At 65.4% G+C, this 16,877-nt stretch carries 18 protein-coding genes; 14 read left to right on the top strand and 4 right to left on the bottom strand.

The window, feature by feature from the left end; all coding sequences use genetic code 11:
• The first annotated feature begins 122 nt into the window (after positions 1 to 122).
• The gene (locus LB524_RS21850; RefSeq protein ID WP_015318360.1) at positions 123 to 794 is read left to right on the top strand and encodes a hypothetical protein; all 672 of its coding nucleotides are present in this window, start codon (positions 123 to 125) and stop codon (positions 792 to 794) included.
• Between the two features lie 34 nt (positions 795 to 828).
• Here the strand turns inward: LB524_RS21850 and LB524_RS21845 are convergent, their stop codons facing one another.
• The gene (locus LB524_RS21845) at positions 829 to 1,278 is read right to left on the bottom strand and encodes a nucleoside deaminase (protein ID WP_041163474.1); all 450 of its coding nucleotides are present in this window, start codon (positions 1,276 to 1,278) and stop codon (positions 829 to 831) included.
• Between the two features lie 181 nt (positions 1,279 to 1,459).
• On the opposite strand from LB524_RS21845, the gene LB524_RS21840 reads away from it, so the two are divergent.
• The 5 genes from LB524_RS21840 to LB524_RS21820 all read left to right on the top strand — a co-directional run bounded on the left by LB524_RS21840 (position 1,460) and on the right by LB524_RS21820 (position 7,800).
• Positions 1,460 to 3,472 (top strand): pseudouridine synthase, encoded by a 2,013-nt coding sequence (locus tag LB524_RS21840; protein ID WP_224530035.1) that lies wholly within the window; start codon positions 1,460 to 1,462, stop codon positions 3,470 to 3,472.
• Positions 3,469 to 4,023: a 16S rRNA (guanine(966)-N(2))-methyltransferase RsmD gene (gene rsmD / locus LB524_RS21835; protein WP_015318357.1), complete on the top strand. Its 555-nt coding sequence runs from the start codon at positions 3,469 to 3,471 to the stop codon at positions 4,021 to 4,023. The genes LB524_RS21840 and rsmD overlap by 4 nt, the downstream gene beginning before the upstream one ends.
• A gap of 119 nt (positions 4,024 to 4,142) precedes the next feature.
• On the top strand, positions 4,143 to 5,531 hold the full coding sequence (locus tag LB524_RS21830; protein ID WP_224530032.1) for a M16 family metallopeptidase: 1,389 nt from the start codon (positions 4,143 to 4,145) through the stop codon (positions 5,529 to 5,531).
• 2 nt (positions 5,532 to 5,533) lie between these two features.
• Entirely contained in the window at positions 5,534 to 6,931 is a 1,398-nt protein-coding gene (locus LB524_RS21825) for a M16 family metallopeptidase (RefSeq protein ID WP_224530029.1), read from the top strand.
• Positions 6,928 to 7,800: a patatin-like phospholipase family protein gene (locus LB524_RS21820; protein ID WP_140717647.1), complete on the top strand. Its 873-nt coding sequence runs from the start codon at positions 6,928 to 6,930 to the stop codon at positions 7,798 to 7,800. Before LB524_RS21825 ends, LB524_RS21820 begins: the two co-directional genes overlap by 4 nt.
• 83 nt (positions 7,801 to 7,883) lie before the next feature.
• On the opposite strand, the gene efp is transcribed toward LB524_RS21820, so the two are convergent.
• Positions 7,884 to 8,453, bottom strand: coding sequence for an elongation factor P (efp, locus tag LB524_RS21815; RefSeq protein WP_015318353.1), 570 nt, complete (start codon positions 8,451 to 8,453; stop codon positions 7,884 to 7,886).
• Positions 8,454 to 8,567: 114 nt separating this feature from the next.
• On the opposite strand from efp, the gene epmA reads away from it, so the two are divergent.
• Complete coding sequence (epmA, locus tag LB524_RS21810) at positions 8,568 to 9,614, top strand: EF-P lysine aminoacylase EpmA (RefSeq protein ID WP_140717649.1); 1,047 nt, start codon at positions 8,568 to 8,570, stop codon at positions 9,612 to 9,614.
• Positions 9,615 to 9,638: 24 nt separating this feature from the next.
• Here the strand turns inward: epmA and LB524_RS21805 are convergent, their stop codons facing one another.
• Positions 9,639 to 10,055 (bottom strand): VOC family protein, encoded by a 417-nt coding sequence (locus LB524_RS21805; RefSeq protein WP_015318351.1) that lies wholly within the window; start codon positions 10,053 to 10,055, stop codon positions 9,639 to 9,641.
• Between the two features lie 175 nt (positions 10,056 to 10,230).
• Here LB524_RS21805 and LB524_RS21800 point away from each other — a divergent pair, with 175 nt between their 5' ends.
• From LB524_RS21800 to lpxK, 6 genes are all read left to right on the top strand, one after another.
• Positions 10,231 to 11,574 (top strand): TldD/PmbA family protein, encoded by a 1,344-nt coding sequence (locus LB524_RS21800; protein WP_224530026.1) that lies wholly within the window; start codon positions 10,231 to 10,233, stop codon positions 11,572 to 11,574.
• Complete coding sequence (locus LB524_RS21795; RefSeq protein WP_140824535.1) at positions 11,561 to 12,364, top strand: 3'(2'),5'-bisphosphate nucleotidase CysQ; 804 nt, start codon at positions 11,561 to 11,563, stop codon at positions 12,362 to 12,364. The genes LB524_RS21800 and LB524_RS21795 overlap by 14 nt, the downstream gene beginning before the upstream one ends.
• Positions 12,365 to 12,440: 76 nt before the next feature.
• Entirely contained in the window at positions 12,441 to 12,686 is a 246-nt protein-coding gene (locus LB524_RS21790; RefSeq protein WP_140661886.1) for a DUF4170 domain-containing protein, read from the top strand.
• 5 nt (positions 12,687 to 12,691) lie between these two features.
• Positions 12,692 to 13,483 carry a lysophospholipid acyltransferase family protein gene (locus LB524_RS21785; protein ID WP_224530023.1) on the top strand — a complete coding sequence of 264 codons (792 nt, stop codon included), beginning with the start codon at positions 12,692 to 12,694 and terminating at the stop codon, positions 13,481 to 13,483.
• Positions 13,480 to 14,796, top strand: coding sequence for a lipid IV(A) 3-deoxy-D-manno-octulosonic acid transferase (gene waaA / locus LB524_RS21780; RefSeq protein WP_224530020.1), 1,317 nt, complete (start codon positions 13,480 to 13,482; stop codon positions 14,794 to 14,796). Before LB524_RS21785 ends, waaA begins: the two co-directional genes overlap by 4 nt.
• A 1-nt stretch (position 14,797) precedes the next feature.
• Positions 14,798 to 15,823 carry a tetraacyldisaccharide 4'-kinase gene (gene lpxK, locus LB524_RS21775; protein WP_224530017.1) on the top strand — a complete coding sequence of 342 codons (1,026 nt, stop codon included), beginning with the start codon at positions 14,798 to 14,800 and terminating at the stop codon, positions 15,821 to 15,823.
• A 96-nt stretch (positions 15,824 to 15,919) separates the two neighbouring features.
• Here the strand turns inward: lpxK and LB524_RS21770 are convergent, their stop codons facing one another.
• On the bottom strand, positions 15,920 to 16,153 hold the full coding sequence (locus LB524_RS21770; protein WP_010915490.1) for a DUF2093 domain-containing protein: 234 nt from the start codon (positions 16,151 to 16,153) through the stop codon (positions 15,920 to 15,922).
• A gap of 114 nt (positions 16,154 to 16,267) precedes the next feature.
• Between LB524_RS21770 and LB524_RS21765 the strand changes: the two genes are divergently transcribed.
• Positions 16,268 to 16,870 carry a hypothetical protein gene (locus LB524_RS21765; RefSeq protein WP_140617124.1) on the top strand — a complete coding sequence of 201 codons (603 nt, stop codon included), beginning with the start codon at positions 16,268 to 16,270 and terminating at the stop codon, positions 16,868 to 16,870.
• Positions 16,871 to 16,877 lie beyond the last annotated feature (7 nt).

Raw genomic sequence — 16,877 nt, 5'->3', positions numbered from 1 at the left:
GTAAACACGCGAAACTCCGGAAGACAAATTGTCGCCGGATTTCCGTCGCAAGTGCTTGCACGATGGGGACCGGACACAAGGCCGGTGCGATCGAGAGGTTGTCTAGAGTGGGACTTTTTGGCATGACCGAAAGATATAACGCGCGCCTTGCGCTGCTGGCGCCGCTTGTCGCATCGGGCCTCGCTTTGTCCGGCTGCATGGGCTCTCCGACCTACGGCACCGACAAGACCGCCGCCGAGCAGCTGGCCGGCGATCTTACAGGCGCCGTTTCCTTCGCGCCGAAGCGCAAGGACCCGATCGACTACAAGCCACGTCCCACCCTGGTGAAGCCGGCACCTGGCCAGAAGGAAGCGCTGCCTGCCCCGCAGGAAAGCATCCAGACGGCAAACGCCGGTTGGCCCGAATCGCCCGAGCAGCGCCGCGCGCGCCTGCGCGCCGACGCCACCGCACACCAGAATGATCCGGCCTACCAGTCGGAGATCGTCGATGACGTGCAGACGGATCCGGCTTCGGTGAAAAGGGCGATGGAGGAATCAGGATCGAGCCACCCGCCGGCGTGGAAACCCGCCGATTCCGACAAGGGCCGCGCCGCCGAGATCCAGCGCCGCCTTGCCGAGAGCAAGCAGGGCGATCCGAACACGCGTAAATACCTCAGCGAGCCGCCATTGGCCTACCGTGTCGCCTCCGATGCCGCGCCGCAGAACGAACTCGGCGAAGACGAGTACAAGAAAGAACGCGCTCTCAAGGCAAAGGCCGAGGGCAAGAAGGGCGGCTGGTTCGACTGGTTGCAGTAAGAACAAGTCGCGCAGGTCTTGCGGCGGCCTTGGCTCAGTCTCGACGTCCCCTGAAAAAATCCTTCAGCAGCAGGCCTGCTTCGGTCTCGGCCATGCCCGGATAGATGTCGGGCGTGTGGTGGCAGGTCGGAGAGGCGAAGAAGCGCACGCCGTTGACGACGGCGCCGCCCTTTTCGTCGGCCGCGCCAAAATAGAGACGGCGCAGCCTGGCGAAGGAGATTGCCCCGGCGCACATGGCGCAGGGCTCCAGCGTGACATAGAGATCGTGGCCGGTGAGCCGCTCGCTCGAGAGTTTGCCGCAGGCTTCACGGATCACCAGCATCTCGGCATGGGCCGTCGGGTCCGCAAGCTCGCGCGTGCGGTTGCCTGCACTGGCAATAACCGCGCCGCCATTGGCGATGACCGCGCCGACCGGCACTTCGCCACGCAAGGCTGCCGCTTCGGCCTCTTTTAGCGCCAGGGCCATGAAATCCGGCCTCTTCAAGGGGTTTGTCTTCCCATTATATCCTCGCCACCCGGCGGTGATCCTGTTATGGAGCGCATCAACCCGAAAAATCGGACTCGATTTTCGGAAATGATCATGCGCCAAATCAAAAGTGCTACAGCGTTCGTTGCGCGCCGAACGGATGCGCCACGCTGTAGCAGCGCAAACGGACAAAGGCCACATGGACGACAACGACAAGAAATCTCCGCGCAAAGCCGGCCCGGGCAGGAGTGGCCCGAAATCGGCAGGTGCACGTGGCCGCGATGCCGGCAAGGGCGGGAAGCCGTCCTTTGCTGCGAAAAAACCTTATGCGCCACGTGGCGATCGGCCGATGGCCGCCGACGGCGACCGGCCGAAGCGGGACTTCAAGGGCGGCGACAGGCCATTCAGCAAGGGACCGCGCCCCGAAGGCAAGCCTTATGAAAAGCGCGAAGGCCCGCGCAAGCCCTATGCGCCGCGTGGCGACCGCCCGATGGCGGCCGAAGGCGAGCGCAAGCCTTATGAAAAGCGTGAGGGACCACGCAAGCCCTACGCGCCGCGCGGCGACCGCCCGATGGCAGCCGAAGGCGAACGCAAGCCCTATGAGAAGCGCGAGGGACCACGCAAGCCCTACGCGCCGCGTGGCGACCGTCCGGTTTCTGCATCGGCGGAGGGCGGTGAAAAGCGCTTCGACCGTCCCAAGCGTGATTTCGGAGATCGTCCGAAGCGGGATTTCGCTGACCGTCCAAAGCGTGACTTTGGCGGCGACAGACCCAAGCGTGATTTCGGTGATCGGCCGCAAGGCGCGTCTGGCGGCGGCTTCAAGCCGCGCTCGCGGCCTGCCGAAGCAACGGAAGAAGCCGGCGAGCGCATCGCCAAGCGGCTGGCACGCGCCGGGCTCGCCTCGCGCCGCGACGCCGAGGAGTTGATCGCCGCCGGCCGCGTCAAGGTCAATGGCAAGGTGCTGGCTTCGCCGGCGTTCAACGTCATGCCCAATGACATCATCCATCTCGATGGCATGGAAATCCCGCCGATCGAACGCACGCGCCTGTTCCTGTTCCACAAGCCGGCCGGCGTCGTCACCACCAACCGCGATCCGGAAGGCCGCAAGACCGTCTTCGACGTGCTGCCGGCCGAACTGCCGCGGCTGATGACCATCGGCCGCCTCGATATCAACACCGAAGGCCTGCTGCTGCTGACCAATGATGGCGGCCTGTCGCGCGTACTCGAACTGCCGGCCACTGGCTGGTTGCGCCGCTACCGCGTGCGCGTTCATGGCAAGGTCGAGGAAAGCGCGCTCGCCGGCCTGCGCGAGGGCATTGCCGTCGACGGCGTCTTCTACGGCGCCATCGAAGCCAGCTTGGATCGCGAGCAGGGCTCCAACGCCTGGCTGACGATCGGTCTGCGCGAGGGCAAGAACCGTGAGGTCAAGAACATCCTCGGCGCGCTCGGCCTCGACGTCACGCGGCTGATCCGCATCTCCTACGGTCCGTTCCAGCTCGAGGACCTCGCCGAGGGCCATGTTCTGGAGATCAAGGGCCGGGTGCTGCGCGACCAGCTCGGCGAGCGCCTGGTCGAGGAATCCGGCGCCAATTTCGAGGCCGAGATAACAAAACCGTTTTCCAACCAGCCGGTGCGGCGCACCGAAGTGCGTGAGGTCGAGCCCGAACGGCCGAAGTTTACGCGAGATGGCGAGCGCCGGCCGATCGGCGAGGGCGGGCTGATCAAGAACCGCAAACGCCGGGAAGGCAGCCGCGACGAGGCGCTCGGCAAACTGTCGACGAGCCCCGACAGGGGTGAGAGACCAGAAAAGAGCTTCGGCGATCGCGGTCCGCGACCGGAGCGCGGTGGCTTTGGCGATAAGCCGCGTGGAAGTTTTGGCGACAAGCCGCGCGGTGGATTCGGTGACAAGCCTCGCGGCGGCGGCAAGAAACCCGAGCGCGAGCAACGGCCGATCGAGCCGCCCGGCCAGCGCAAGGCCAATGTCTGGATGGCGCCGGGAGCCCGGCCGATCGGCAAGGGCAGGGCGGAGGCCGATGCGGCCAAGGCGGCCGAGAACAAGGCACGCAAGGCCTCGTTCAAGCCGTCTTATGGCAAGCCCGCCGGCAAGCCAGGTGGCGCGAAACCGTTCGGCAAGCCGCGTGGCGAGCGTCCAGGAGGCGCCGGTGGCGGCGAGCGGCCGCGCGGCGGCCCCAAGGGCCCCCGGACAAGATGAGAATCGTCGGCGGTGAGTTTCGCGGGCGTCCGCTGGCGACGCCCCGCAGCAGCGCCATCCGCCCGACGACCGATCGCACCCGCGAGGCCGTCTTCAACGTTCTGGCGCATCGCTTTGCCGGGCAACTGGACGGCGCGCGCGTGCTCGACCTGTTCGCTGGCACCGGCGCGCTTGGCCTGGAAGCCCTGTCGCGCGGGGCATCCTATGGCGTCTTCATCGAGGAATCGGCCGAGGGCCGTGGCCTGATCCGCGACAATGTCGAAGCCTTCGGCCTGACCGGACGCACCAAGATCTTCCGCCGCGACGCAACCGGCCTTGGCGAGGCGGGCACGCTGGCGCCGTTCGGCCTGGTCTTTGCCGATCCGCCCTATGGCAAGGGCCTTGGCGAGCTAGCCCTGCGGTCGGCCCAGGCCGGCGGCTGGCTGCGGCCAGGCGCACTCTGTGTGGTCGAGGAGACGGCGGTGGTTCCCTTCGAGCCAGGCCCGGGCTTTTCCGTGCTTGATGAGCGCAACTATGGCGAGACCGTGATCCGCTTCATCGAAGCTGCCTGAGAGGCCTGCTTTCAGCCGTGGCCTCTTTGCCGCCGCCTTTGCCGGCAACATGACCAACAATTCACTTTGCTAGTCGCCAGCGCCTTGCCTATCGTCGCTGCATGAAACCGGAGCCATCGATGACATCAAGGACTGAATGGCTTCGGGCCACGCTGCTGGCGACGTCGCTGGCATTGTTCATGACCGCCCCCGTCCTGGCGGACGGCCCCGTATTGCCAAGCACAGTGCCGGCCGAGTTCAAGGTCACGGACTTCCTGCTCGACAACGGCATGGAAGTGGTCGTCATTCCCGATCACCGCGCGCCGATCGTCACCCACATGGTCTGGTACAAGATCGGCAGCGCCGACGAGCCGCCGGGCAAATCCGGCATCGCCCATTTCTTCGAGCATCTGATGTTCAAAGCCACGGCCCACCACGCGGCCGGCGAGTTCGACCGCGCCGTCTCCGACATTGGCGGCTCCAACAACGCCTTCACCTCCTACGACTACACCGCTTTCCACGAGACGGTGGCACCGTCGGCGCTCGAGCTGATGATGAGCTTCGAAGCCGACCGCATGCGCAACCTCATCCTCACCGATGACGTCATCAAGACCGAGCGCGATGTCATCCTGGAGGAGCGCCGCTCGCGCATCGACAACAATCCGCAGGCCGTGCTCGACGAAGAGGTCGATGCCACGCTATGGCAGAACCAGCCCTATCGCATCCCGGTCATCGGCTGGATGCAGGAGATGGAGCAGCTGAACCGCACCGACGCGGTGGCGTTCTACGACAAATACTACCGGCCCAACAACGTCGTGCTGATCGTGACCGGCGATGTCGAACCGGACACGGTGAAGGCGCTGGCCGAAAAGACTTATGGCAAGGTGGCCCGCGGGCCGGACCTGCCGCCGCGCGTCCGTCCGGTCGAGCCGGAGCAGAACACCAGGCGCACGGTCACGCTCTCCGACGCTCGCGTCAGCGTGCCGAGTTTCTCGACACAATGGGTCGTGCCCTCCTATCACACTGCGAAGCCCGGCGAGGCCGAAGCGCTCGATCTGCTGGCCGAGATCCTCGGCGGCGGCAACCGCAGCCGGCTTTACCAGGCCCTTGTCGTCAAGCAGGGCATTGCTTCCGGCGCCGGTGCGTACTTCCAGGGCACCATGCTCGACGACACCAATTTCACCGTCTACGGCGCGCCGCGCGGTGACGCCAAACTGGCCGACGTCGAAGCCGCGGTCGATGCGGAAGTGGCGCGCATCGCCAGCGACGGCGTCACCCCGGACGAGCTCGAAAAAGCCAAGGACCGCTATGTCAGGTCGATGATCTTTGCTCGCGACAAGCAGGATTCCATGGCCAACATCTATGGCTCGACGCTTGCCACCGGCGGCAACGTCCAGGACGTGCAGCAATGGCCGGACCGCATCCGCAAGGTCACCACCGACGAGGTCAAGGCCGTTGCCGCGCGCTATCTGGTATTGGCCCGCTCGACGACCGGCTATCTCTTGCCGCAGCAACAGGCGGGGAATTGATGATGACGAACCAGTTTAGCGGCGCGTTGACGTCGCCCCGCCAGGCTCCCCCTTCTCCCCTCGTGCGAGAAGGGAAGGCCCTCCACGCCCTCGCAACCTTCTTCCTCTCCGTCCTCTTCCTGGTTCTGCCGGCACTTGCCGCCCGCGCCATGGAGATCCAGTCCGTTACCTCCTCGAAAGGCGTCACGGCCTGGCTGGTCGAGGACTATTCCGTGCCGGTGGTCGCCGTCCGCTTCGTCTTCGGCGGCGGCTCGACGCAAGATCCGGTGGGGAAGGAAGGTCTCGCCAACCTGATGACCGGCCTGTTCGACGAGGGTGCCGGCCCGCTCGACTCGGAAGCCTTCCAGATCAAGCTCGACGATGCCGGGGCGGAAATGAGCTTCGACGAGACCCGCGATGGCATCTACGGTTCCATGCGCATGCTGGCCGAACAGCGCGACGAAGCCTTCGACCTGTTGCGTCTGGCGGTCAATGAGCCGCGCTTCGACCAGGCGCCGATCGACCGCATCCGCGCGCAGGTCCTGTCCGGCATCATCGCCAACGAGAACGATCCCGACACGGTGGCGCAGAACCGCTGGGCGCGCGCCGTCTATGGCGACCACCCTTATTCGCGTTCCGACCAGGGCACCAGGCAGAGCATCGCCGCCGTCACGCAGGCCGATCTCGAGGCCCTGCACAAGGCGGTGTTCGCGCGCGGCGGCTTGCATGTCGCCGTGGTCGGGGCCATCGACCCCGAGACCCTGAAGAAGAAGCTCGACATGGTGTTCGGCGACTTGCCGCGGGACCAGGCGCTCGCTCCTGTAGCCGATATCGAGCCCAAGCTGGCGCAGCATATCGAGGTCAATTACGACCTGCCGCAGACATCGCTGCAGCTCGCCTGGCCGGGCGTGAAGCGCAAGGCGACGGATTTCTTCCCGGCGGTGCTGATGAATGAGATCCTCGGCGGTGGAACTTTCACCTCGCGCCTGTTCCAGGAGGTGCGCGAAAAGCGCGGGCTCGCCTACAGCGTCAATTCCTCTCTGGTCAACCAGGACCATGCCAATGCGCTGATCGTCACCACTGGGACGCGCTCCGATCGCGCGGCCGAGACGCTCGCTATCGTGCGCGACGTCGCCAAGCGCCTGGCCGAGGATGGCCCGACTGAGGCCGAACTGGCGGCGACCAAGAAATATCTGATCGGCGCCTATGCGATCAGCAATCTGGATTCGTCGAGTTCCATCGCCGCCACGCTTGTCGAGCTGCAGATTGACGATCTCGGCATCGACTACATGCAGCGCCGGGCCGGCTATATCAACGCGGTGACGATCGATCAGGTCAAGGAGGCGGCGAAGAAGCTGCTGACGACCGAGCCGACCATCATGGTGGTCGGGCCGCCGCTGGCGGGAGCCGGCAAGGGATGAGCCCCACTTTCGGCATAGCGTTCGGCGGTGGCGGCGCGCGCGGTCTGGCGCATATCCATGTCATCGAGGCGCTGGACGAGCTCGGCATCAAGCCGGTGGCGATAGCCGGCTCGTCGATCGGCGCCATCATGGGTGCCGGCATGGCCTCGGGCATGACCGGCAAGGATATCCACGACTATGCCCGCTCGATCCTCGGCCGCCGCGCCGAGGTGGCGAGCCGCATGTGGCGGGCGCGGCCGGGCACGATCGCGGAAGCCATGCAAAATGGCATCCGCGTCAGCCAGTTCAATGTCGAGCGCATCCTGAAGGCGTTTCTGCCCGAGGCTATTCCCGAATCCTTCGCCGGATTGAAAATCCCGCTGAAGGTGACAGCAACCGACTATTTCGGCCACAAGCTCGCCGTGTTCGACGATGGCGACCTGCATTCCGCCCTTGCTGCCTCTGCCGCCATTCCTGCCGTCTTCCGTCCGGTGACGCGCGACGGCAGGCTGCTGATCGACGGCGGCATCTACAACCCCGTGCCCTTCGACCTGATCGAGAAGGATGCCGATATCATCATCGGCGTCGACGTGGTCGGCGCGCCGGAAGAGGCCGACCGCAAGCAGCCGACCTCCGTCGACCTGATGTTCGGCGCCACGCAATTGATGATGCAGTCGATCATCGCCAACAAGCTGAAACAGTGCCAGCCTGACATACTGGTCCGCCCAGCGGTATCGAAATACCGCGTCCTCGATTTCCTGAAGATCGAGGCCCTGATGAGCGAGACGGTTGAAATCAAGGATCGGCTGAAGCGGGAGGTGGAGGTCGCAATTGAACGGCGTTCCGCCAACGTCGAGGCAAAAAGGACAAGAACACCAGCCAGGTCGTGATCGCGGTCAGCGAGACTGCGAGGCTACTTTGTGCCGTGTCGGCGGGGCATCATGCCGAGGCGGCAACAATGCCTCCGCCTCGCTCAGTCCTTCGCCCGCTCCACATAGGACCCGTCCGCCGTCATCACCACGACGCGGGTGCCAGGCGCGATGTGCGGCGGCACGGTGGTGCGCACGCCATTGGAAAGCACGGCCGGCTTGTAGGAAGACGATGCCGTCTGGCCCTTGGTCGTCGGCTCGGTCTCGACCACTTCGAAGGTGGCGCGCTGCGGCAGCACCAGGGCGATCGCGATGCCGTTGAACTGTGACACCTGCACCGGCATGCCCTCCTTCAGATAGGGCGCCGCGTCGCCGACCACGGCTTCAGACACCGCCACCTGGTCGTAGGTTTCCGGGTTCATGAAGTGATAGCCTTCGCCATCGGCGTAAAGGAAGGTGTGCTCGCGCTCCTCGACATAGGCGCGCTCCACCTGTTCGGTGGTGCGGTAGCGCTCCGACACCTTCACCCCGTCGCCGATGCGGCGCATATCGAGCTGCGTCACGGGCGTGCCCTTGCCGGGGTGGATGTTTTCGGCGAAGAGGATCACATAAAGCTTGCCGTCCTTGTCGACGACATTGCCTTTGCGGAGCGAACTGGCGATGACTTTCACCACGGTTTTAAATCCTGCGAGAGTTGACTGGCGTTTGCCGGCTTGCGCGGCGCTGGATGGGGGCCTAGCGCATCTTGGCGCGAACCGCCAGCCCCCTCGGCGAACCGAAGCGCGCTGATGACCGCCGCGTCGCCCTGGTGGACGCCGCATGTCCATGCCGACCGCCGTCCGCGCCTGATGCTGCGCAACGGGATGACGGCTGCCTTGCGCGACTGGTTCGCCCGCAACGACTTCATCGAGGTGGAGACGGCGGCGCTGCAGGTCTCGCCCGGCAACGAGGCGCATCTGGCGGCCTTCGCCACCGAAGCGGTCGGGCCGGATGGCGTCCGCTCGCCGCTTTATCTCCACACCTCGCCGGAATTCGCCTGCAAGAAACTGCTTGCGGCGGGGGAGCAGCGCATTTTCAGCCTGGGGGCCGTCTACCGCAACCGTGAGCGCGGCCCCTTGCACCATCCCGAATTCACCATGCTCGAATGGTATCGGGTGGGCGAGACCTATGAAAGCCTGATGCGCGATTGCGGCGATCTGCTGGCGCTGGCCGCGACACGGGCAGGGGCCACGCACTTCTCTTTCAGGCGCCGCGACTGCGATCCGTTTTCCGAGCCGCAGCGACTGACCGTGGCGGACGCCTTCAGCCGCCACGCCGGGATCGATCTGCTGGCCACGGTCGCGCCCGACGGCGGCACGGACCGGGACGCGCTGCATGCCGCTCTGATCCAGGCCGGTCTGCGCACCGCGCCTGACGACAGCTGGGCCGATTTGTTCAGCCGCGTGATGGTGGAAAAGATCGAACCCAATCTCGGCCTCGGCCGCGCGACCATTCTTTGCGAGTACCCGGTCGCCGAGGCGGCACTGGCGCGGCCGAGCCCGAGGGATCCGCGCGTCGCCGAACGCTTCGAGCTCTATTGCTGCGGCGTCGAGCTCGCCAACGGCTTTGGCGAACTGACCGACGCGGCCGAGCAACGCCGGCGCTTCGTCATCGAGATGGACGAGAAAGAGCGCGTTTATGGTGAGCGCTACCCGCTGGACGAGGACTTCCTCGCCGCGTTGGCCATCATGCCGCAGGCCAGCGGCATCGCGCTCGGCTTCGATCGGCTGGTGATGCTGGCGACCGGCGCGCAGAAGATCGAGGACGTGATCTGGACTCCGGTCGCGGCATCTTGAAGACGGGCTGCCGCCCCTTTGATCTCAATGCGCGAATACCTGCTCCAGCGAGCGAAAGCCCTTGAATTCCAAGGCATTGCCCGAGGGATCCCGGATAAACAATGTCGCTTGTTCGCCGGGCTCGCCCTTGAAGCGGACCATCGGCCGCTCCAGCCAGTCTATGTCGTCGCGCGCTTCCAGCCGCGTCGCCAGGCGCTGCCAGTCGTCCATCAAGAGCACAGCGCCGAAATGCGGGATCGGCACCAAAATGCCGTCGACCTTGCCGTCGCTTGCAGCTCGCGCGGCCTGCGGCCGCAAATGCGCCGACATCTGGTGGCCGTAGAGGTCGAAATCGACCCAGGTCGCCGACGAGCGGCCGATCGCACAGCCCAGCACCTCGCCATAGAAAGTTCGGGTTTCATCGAGATCACGGACTGGAAAGGCAAGATGGAAAGGCGTCATGGCGAAGGCTCCAGTTAGGCAAAAACCGCGACGTCCGCTCTTTGCGGGCGCTTCGATGGCGATTTGGTCGCAACATCCTGATTGCCCTTCTGCCATTGCACAAGCGGCAGTGGAACAATAGATGGTGCGGCAGCACCTGCCTTCCGGACAGGCTGAAGAAAACAGGATCAAGTGCATGACCGACAAGCTCGACGCCGCGAAATTGACGGACCGTGTCGCGGCCCTGGTCGAGGCCGCCAAACGCGCTGGCGCCGATGCCGCGGACGCCGTCGCGGTGCGTGGCCGCTCGACCGGTGTTTCGGTGCGGCTTGGCAAGGTCGAAAACACAGAGGCGTCCGAGGGCGACGACGTTTCGCTGCGGGTGTTCGTCGGCCAGCGTGTGGCCAGTGTATCGGCCACCGCAGCGTCCGATCCGAAGGCCCTTGCCGAGCGCGCTGTCGCCATGGCCAAAGTGTCCCCCGAGGATCCCTACCAGGCTCTTGCCGACCCCGCGCTGCTCGCCAGACAGACGCGCGATCTGGACCTGTTCGATGCAACCGAAGTGTCGGCAGACCAGTTGAAGGAGGCGGCCCTTGCGGCCGAGGCGGCGGCTCTCGCCGTCAACGGCGTAACCAATTCGGCCGGCAGCAATGCCAGCGCCGGGCTGGGCGGGCTGGTTCTGGCCACCTCGCACGGTTTTCTCGGCCAGTATGTCGCCTCGCGCTTTTCGCGCTCGGCCAGCGTGATCGCCGGCGAGGGCACCGGCATGGAACGCGACTACGAATTCTCCTCGCGCCAGCATTTTGCCGATCTCGACGCGGCCGAGGATATCGGCCGCCGGGCCGGCGAACGGGCCGTGCGTCGCCTTGGCGCGCGCAAGGCGGCGACCGGATCGGTCGACGTGGTGTTCGACCCGCGCGTCGCGCGCGGCATTGCCGGCCATATCGCCGGGGCCATCAACGGCGCTTCCGTCGCGCGAAAAACCTCGTTCCTGCGCGACATGATGGGCAAGCAGGTGGCCGCGTCCGCCATCACCGTCACTGACGAGCCGCTGCGGCGCCGTGGCCAGGCCTCGCGCCCGTTCGATGGCGAAGGCGTCGAGGGCGAGAAACTCCTGATGATCGAAAAGGGCGTCCTCAATCACTGGTTCCTGTCGACATCGGCGGCCCGGGAGCTCGGCCTCGTCACCAACGGGCGCGGCACGCGCGGCGGCTCCTCCGTCTCACCGTCTTCCACCAATCTTGCCATCGAGCCAGGCGAAAGGTCGCCGGAAGACCTGATCGGCTCGCTCAAGAGCGGCTTCTACGTCACCGAAGTGTTTGGCCAGGGCGTAGACATGCTCACCGGCGAATACAGCCGCGGCGCTTCGGGCTTCTGGATCGAAAATGGGGCGCTTGCCTATCCGGTCGCCGAAGTCACCATCGCCTCGAACCTGAAGACGATGTTCCTCAACATGGTGCCCGCGAATGACCTTGATCGCAATTTCGGCACCGCCGCCCCGACGCTCCTGATCGAAGGCATGACCCTTGCCGGAGCATGAGCTGACCACCGCCGGTGCCGATCTGGACCTGCCGCTGCTGCGCGACGCCGCCCGTGACGCGGGTCTCATAGCCATGCGCTACTTCGGCAACAATCCGCAGGTCTGGATGAAGGGCGGCACCTCGCCGGTCAGCGAAGCCGATCATGCCGCCGATGCGTATCTGCGCCAGACGTTGCTTGCGGCACGGCCGGATTATGGCTGGCTGTCGGAAGAGACGGACGACGACCTGGCGCGGCTTTCGGCGCGCCGCACCTTCGTTGTCGACCCGATCGACGGTACGCGCGGCTTCCTTGAAGGCCAGCGCGCCTGGTGCGTCAGCGTCGCCGTCGTCGAGAATGGCCGCACGCTCGCCGGCGTGCTCGAATGCCCGGCGATGGACGAGACCTATTCCGCGCTGCCAGGCCAGGGCGCATTCCGCAACGGCAAGCGCATTGCGGTGCGCAAGCCAGGCGACAAGCCCGAGATTTCCGGCCTGAAGCAGTTGATCGACCTGATGCCGGCCGGCTGGCAGAAGCGGCTGCAACGGGCGCCCTACAGCCCTTCGCTTGCCTACCGCCTGGCGATGATCGCCAATGGCACGCTCGACGGCACCTTCGTCAAGCCGAACGCGCATGACTGGGACATTGCAGCCGCCGACCTCATCCTGCGCGAGGCAGGTGGCCAGCTGCTCGACCCGCACGGCCACGCACCGCTCTATGCCGGCGAGGTGACCCGCCACGGTGCGCTCGCGGCCGGCAGCGGCGAACTGCTGGCCGTGCTGGTCGACGTCATTGCCGGGCTGGATGGCTGAAAGCGTTTTCGAAGGTTCCAAAGTCGGCGGCTTTGGTCTAGACCTGTCACAAACTCACGATATGTGAAGGACCGACATGGCCGCGGAAGACGGAAAGAAACAGCTTTTGCATCTGGTATTCGGCGGCGAACTGAAGAAGCTTGGCGGCACCGAGTTCCGCGATCTCGATGCGCTCGACATCGTCGGCGTCTATCCGGATTATCAATCCGCGCACACGGCGTGGAAAGCCAAGGCGCAGGCCAGCGTGGACAATGCTCATATGCGTTATTTCGTCGTTCATCTGCACCGTCTGCTGGATCCCGATAGCAAGGCCACCGGTTGACTTCGATGGAGCATGATCTGGCGAAAGAGCCAGCCGGCGAGGCCGCGCCCACGGGCAGGGGCCGCAGCCGCACGACCAAGGCCTTCTGGCGCAGGATCCGCGAACCGCTCGCGCAGTCGCGATTCGTCAAGAACGCCATTGCCAGCCTGCTCGCGCAGTTCGTCCGGCTGGTTCGCGTGACCAGCCCCCTGGTCGCCGGATCAGCGCGCTTTTCGGGCGGCGCCTATGCCGAGTTCGAGCCGGGGATCATTGCTCTGTGGCATGGCCAGCATCTTTTGACGCCGGCCTATTACCCCAAGCGCAAGCCGCTGGTTGCCATGGTGTCGCGTAGCGCCGATGCCGAGCTCAACGCCCTGATGCTGGAGAAATTCGGCATCGAGGCGGTGCGCGGTTCGGGCGGGCGCGACAATGCCAGGCATCTCGACAAGGGCGGAGCCAAGGCGCTCATCGCCCTCAAAAAGTCGCTCACATCAGGCAAGAACGTCGCCATGATCGCAGACATTCCCCACGGTACCCCGCGCGATGCAGGGCTCGGTATCGTTCTCCTGGCTCGCCTCTCCGGCCGGCCGCTGCTGCCCGTCGCCATCGCCACCAGCCGCCGCAAGGTGCTGGAAAAGAGCTGGGACAAGACCACCATCAACCTGCCCTTCGGCCGCTCCGCCGTGACCATCGGCACGCCGATCTTCGTGGCGGCGGATGCCGATGACGCCGAAATGGAACGCAAGCGCCAGGAAATCACCACCGCCCTCAATGCCGCGACCGCCGAGGCCTACCGCCTCGTGGATGGCCCGCGGTGAGCGGCCGCTGGGCCCGCACCATGTTGTCGGCATACCGTTTTGCCGGCGCGGCCGCCTATCCGTTGGTCGGGCCTTACGTCGCCTGGCGCACCTCGCGCGGCAAGGAAGACCGCAATCGCCGCCGCGAGCGCTACGGCGTCGCCGGCCGGCCGCGCCCCGAGGGCCCGGTGATCTGGATCCATGCCGCGAGCGTCGGCGAGACGTTGGCCGTCGTGCCGCTTGTCGAAAGCATCCTCGACTATGGCGTCAACATCGTGCTGACGACTGGCACGGTCACCTCGGCCCAGGTCGTCGACGAGCGGCTCGGCGACCGCATCATCCACCAATATGTGCCACTCGATCTGAAGCCGGCGGTCAGCCGCTTCCTCGATCACTGGAAACCCGATCTGGCGATCATCGCCGAATCCGAGATATGGCCGATGACCATCCTCGAACTCGGTGCCCGCCACGTGCCGCAGGTGCTGGTCAATGGCCGGCTCTCCGATCGCTCCTTCACGTCTTGGAAGAAGCGGGCCAACATCGCCGAGGCGCTGTTCGAGAATCTGGCCCATGTCGTTGCCCAGTCCGACGTCGACGGCGAGCGTTTTCGGGCGCTCGGCGCCCGGCCGGTGACGGTATCGGGCAATCTCAAGGTCGACACCAACCCACCTCCGGTCGACTTGCGAGCGCTTGGCACATTGCAGCGGCAGATCGGCGATCGCCCGACCTGGGCGGCGATCTCGACCCATGATGGCGAGGAAGTGGTCGCCGCGGAAGTTCACGCGACGCTGCACAGGCGTCACCATGGCCTTTTGACGCTCGTCGTTCCGCGCCATCCCGATCGGGCCGAAGCCCTTGCCGCGCAGATTTCCGGCATGGGCCTTAAAGTCGCGCGGCGCAGCAAGGGCGACCGTATCGGGGCCGATACCGATATCTTGCTTGGCGATACGATCGGCGAAATGGGCTTGTATCTCCGGTTGACCGAAATCGCTTTCGTCGGCCGCTCGCTGACCTCCGAAGGCGGCCAGAATCCGCTTGAGCCGGCCATGCTCGACACCGCCGTTCTCGCCGGGCGCAACGTGCAGAATTTTCGCGAGGCCTATCAGCGCCTGCTCGACAGCGGCGGCGCCAAGCTGGTGCGCGACCGCGACATGCTGGCCGGCGCCGTCAATTTCCTCCTGACCAACGAAGTGGCGCGCCACGAGATGATGGCGGCGGGGATCGCGACTGTCGAAGAGATGCGCGGCGCACTGGCACGCACGCTCAAATCGCTCGAACCCTATATCCAGCCGCTGGTGGTCAAGGCGCGCCTGAAGGGCGCCAACGGGCGTTAGAATGGCCTCCGAAGCACCGCCATTCTGGTGGGAAGAGCCGGACTGGAAGGTCCTGGCGCTGTCGCCGCTGTCGGCTGTCTACGCGCTGGTTGCCGGTCGCGGCATGCGGCGGGCCCGGCGCGAGAAGATCCAGGCGCCGGTTCTGTGTATCGGCAATTTCACCGTCGGCGGCACCGGCAAGACGCCGGTGGCGATCGCGCTCGCCCAACAGGCCAAGCGCATGCATCTGAAGCCCGGGTTCCTGTCGCGCGGCCATGGCGGTTCCTTCGCCGAGCCGCATGTCGTCGATGTCAGCCATGACAGCGCCAGGCATGTCGGCGACGAACCGCTGCTGCTGGCCGAACATGCCCCGGTGGCGGTGACGCCGAACCGTGCCGCCGGCGCCCGGCTGCTGCTGGAAAAACACGGTTGCGATTTCCTGATCATGGACGACGGCTTCCAGAGCGCGCGCATCCACATCGATTATGCACTGGTCGTGGTCGATGCCCGCTATGGGATCGGCAATGGCCGTGTCATCCCGGCCGGTCCGCTCAGGGCCAAGATCGTCGACCAGCTGGTCTTCACCAGCGGGCTGCTGAAGATGGGCGAGGGCACGGCCGCCGATGCCGTGGTCCGCCGAGCCGCGCGTGCCGGCCGGCCGATCTTCGAGGCCCACACGGAGCCGAGCAGCACGGCCGGGCTTGCCGGAAAGCGGTTCCTGGCCTTTGCCGGCATCGGTCATCCCGAAAAGTTCTTCGACACGGTGCGTGACGCCGGCGGCGAAGTGGTCCTGTCCAGGCCCTTTCCGGACCATCACTTCTACGCCGAGGACGAGCTTGCCGAACTGGCCGCGACGGCACGCGCCGAAGGCCTTGGCCTGATCACCACCGCCAAGGACGCCGCCCGGCTGCGTCACGGCGCCCCGCAGGACTTTCTCGACCGTCTCGACGTGCTGGAAATCGACACGGTGTTCGAGCTTGATCACGTGCCCCAACGCATCATCGAGGAAACGCTCGATGCCTGGCGGCAGCGCAAGCTGAGAAACTAACGCTATTCCAGGAAAAGTGCGTAGCGGTCTTCAGTAAGGAATTGCGTAAAACAAAGAAGGAGAGCGGGTCAGATTCTATCATAGACTGAGCCGCTTTTAACTCCGTTTGCGCAACTCCGGATGCACCTCGATTTCGCGGCGCAGCGATGCGGTGGCGTTCACGTAGGGTTCCTGCCTGGCGACGCTCCAGTATTTCAGCTCGTCCAACGGGATGTTTTCGCCCGTCACCGCGCAGCGCACGAACGAGCCCGGGCTGGTGACCTGGAAATCGCCATCGAGATAGCGGATGCGGGCTTCCTTGCCGCCCGGGCCTTCGAAACGGTTCATCATGCAACGGCACTTGAGTTCATCGGGATTCAATCGCCATAAATCGTGGGCAAGGTCAAGCTTGGCGCAATGCTCATATAATATTGCGGTATGGCACAATGGTTGTCAGGAAGCGCCATGGACATCGCCAATGCCAGTATGACGTCTTTGCTGAAAGAAGCGCTCATTCCCGGGCCGGTGCCTTCGCCCAGGGCCGATCCCGCGACCGCGGCTCTGGTCAAAGCGCTCGTCCAGCCGGCGGCGCCCGCGATGGTGCAATCGGCGCAGTTCGCCGCCCAGGCGCTGCAAGGCTCGCTACCGCGGCCGGCCGGTCAAACCTCGCAACGCCTGTCCTCCCCCGAGATCGAGGATGCCTACCGGGCCGTCATGGAACCTGACGCCGCCACCCACCATGCATTGGCACGAGCCTCGACGGGTGGGGCAGGGACGGACACCGATCAGGCTTCGCGCGGCTTCGCTCCGCCGCGGATAACGGCCAACGACAGCACCCCCAAACTCGCGGCGCCGCCGGCCCTATCCACATTCTCGCCGGCCGTCGCTTCGGCCGCGGTGCTGGTCGCGGCCAATGTCAACGCGCCGCAACCGCGCGGCGCCTCCATCCGTCCAGCGGGCCATGCTCCCCGATCCGAGCCAGTTCCGTCGTCGCTGTGGACGATATCGATCGTGACGGCCATCGTCTCGGCCGCAACCACCACGATCGTGCTTTTGCTGTTCCGTTAAGCGAGTA

The sequence above is a fragment of the Mesorhizobium sp. ESP6-5 genome, from assembly GCF_020164695.1.
Lineage (GTDB): Bacteria > Pseudomonadota > Alphaproteobacteria > Rhizobiales > Rhizobiaceae > Mesorhizobium > Mesorhizobium australicum.
Note: the sequence above shows the minus strand (reverse complement) of the source record. Positions and strands in the feature narration are given on the sequence as shown.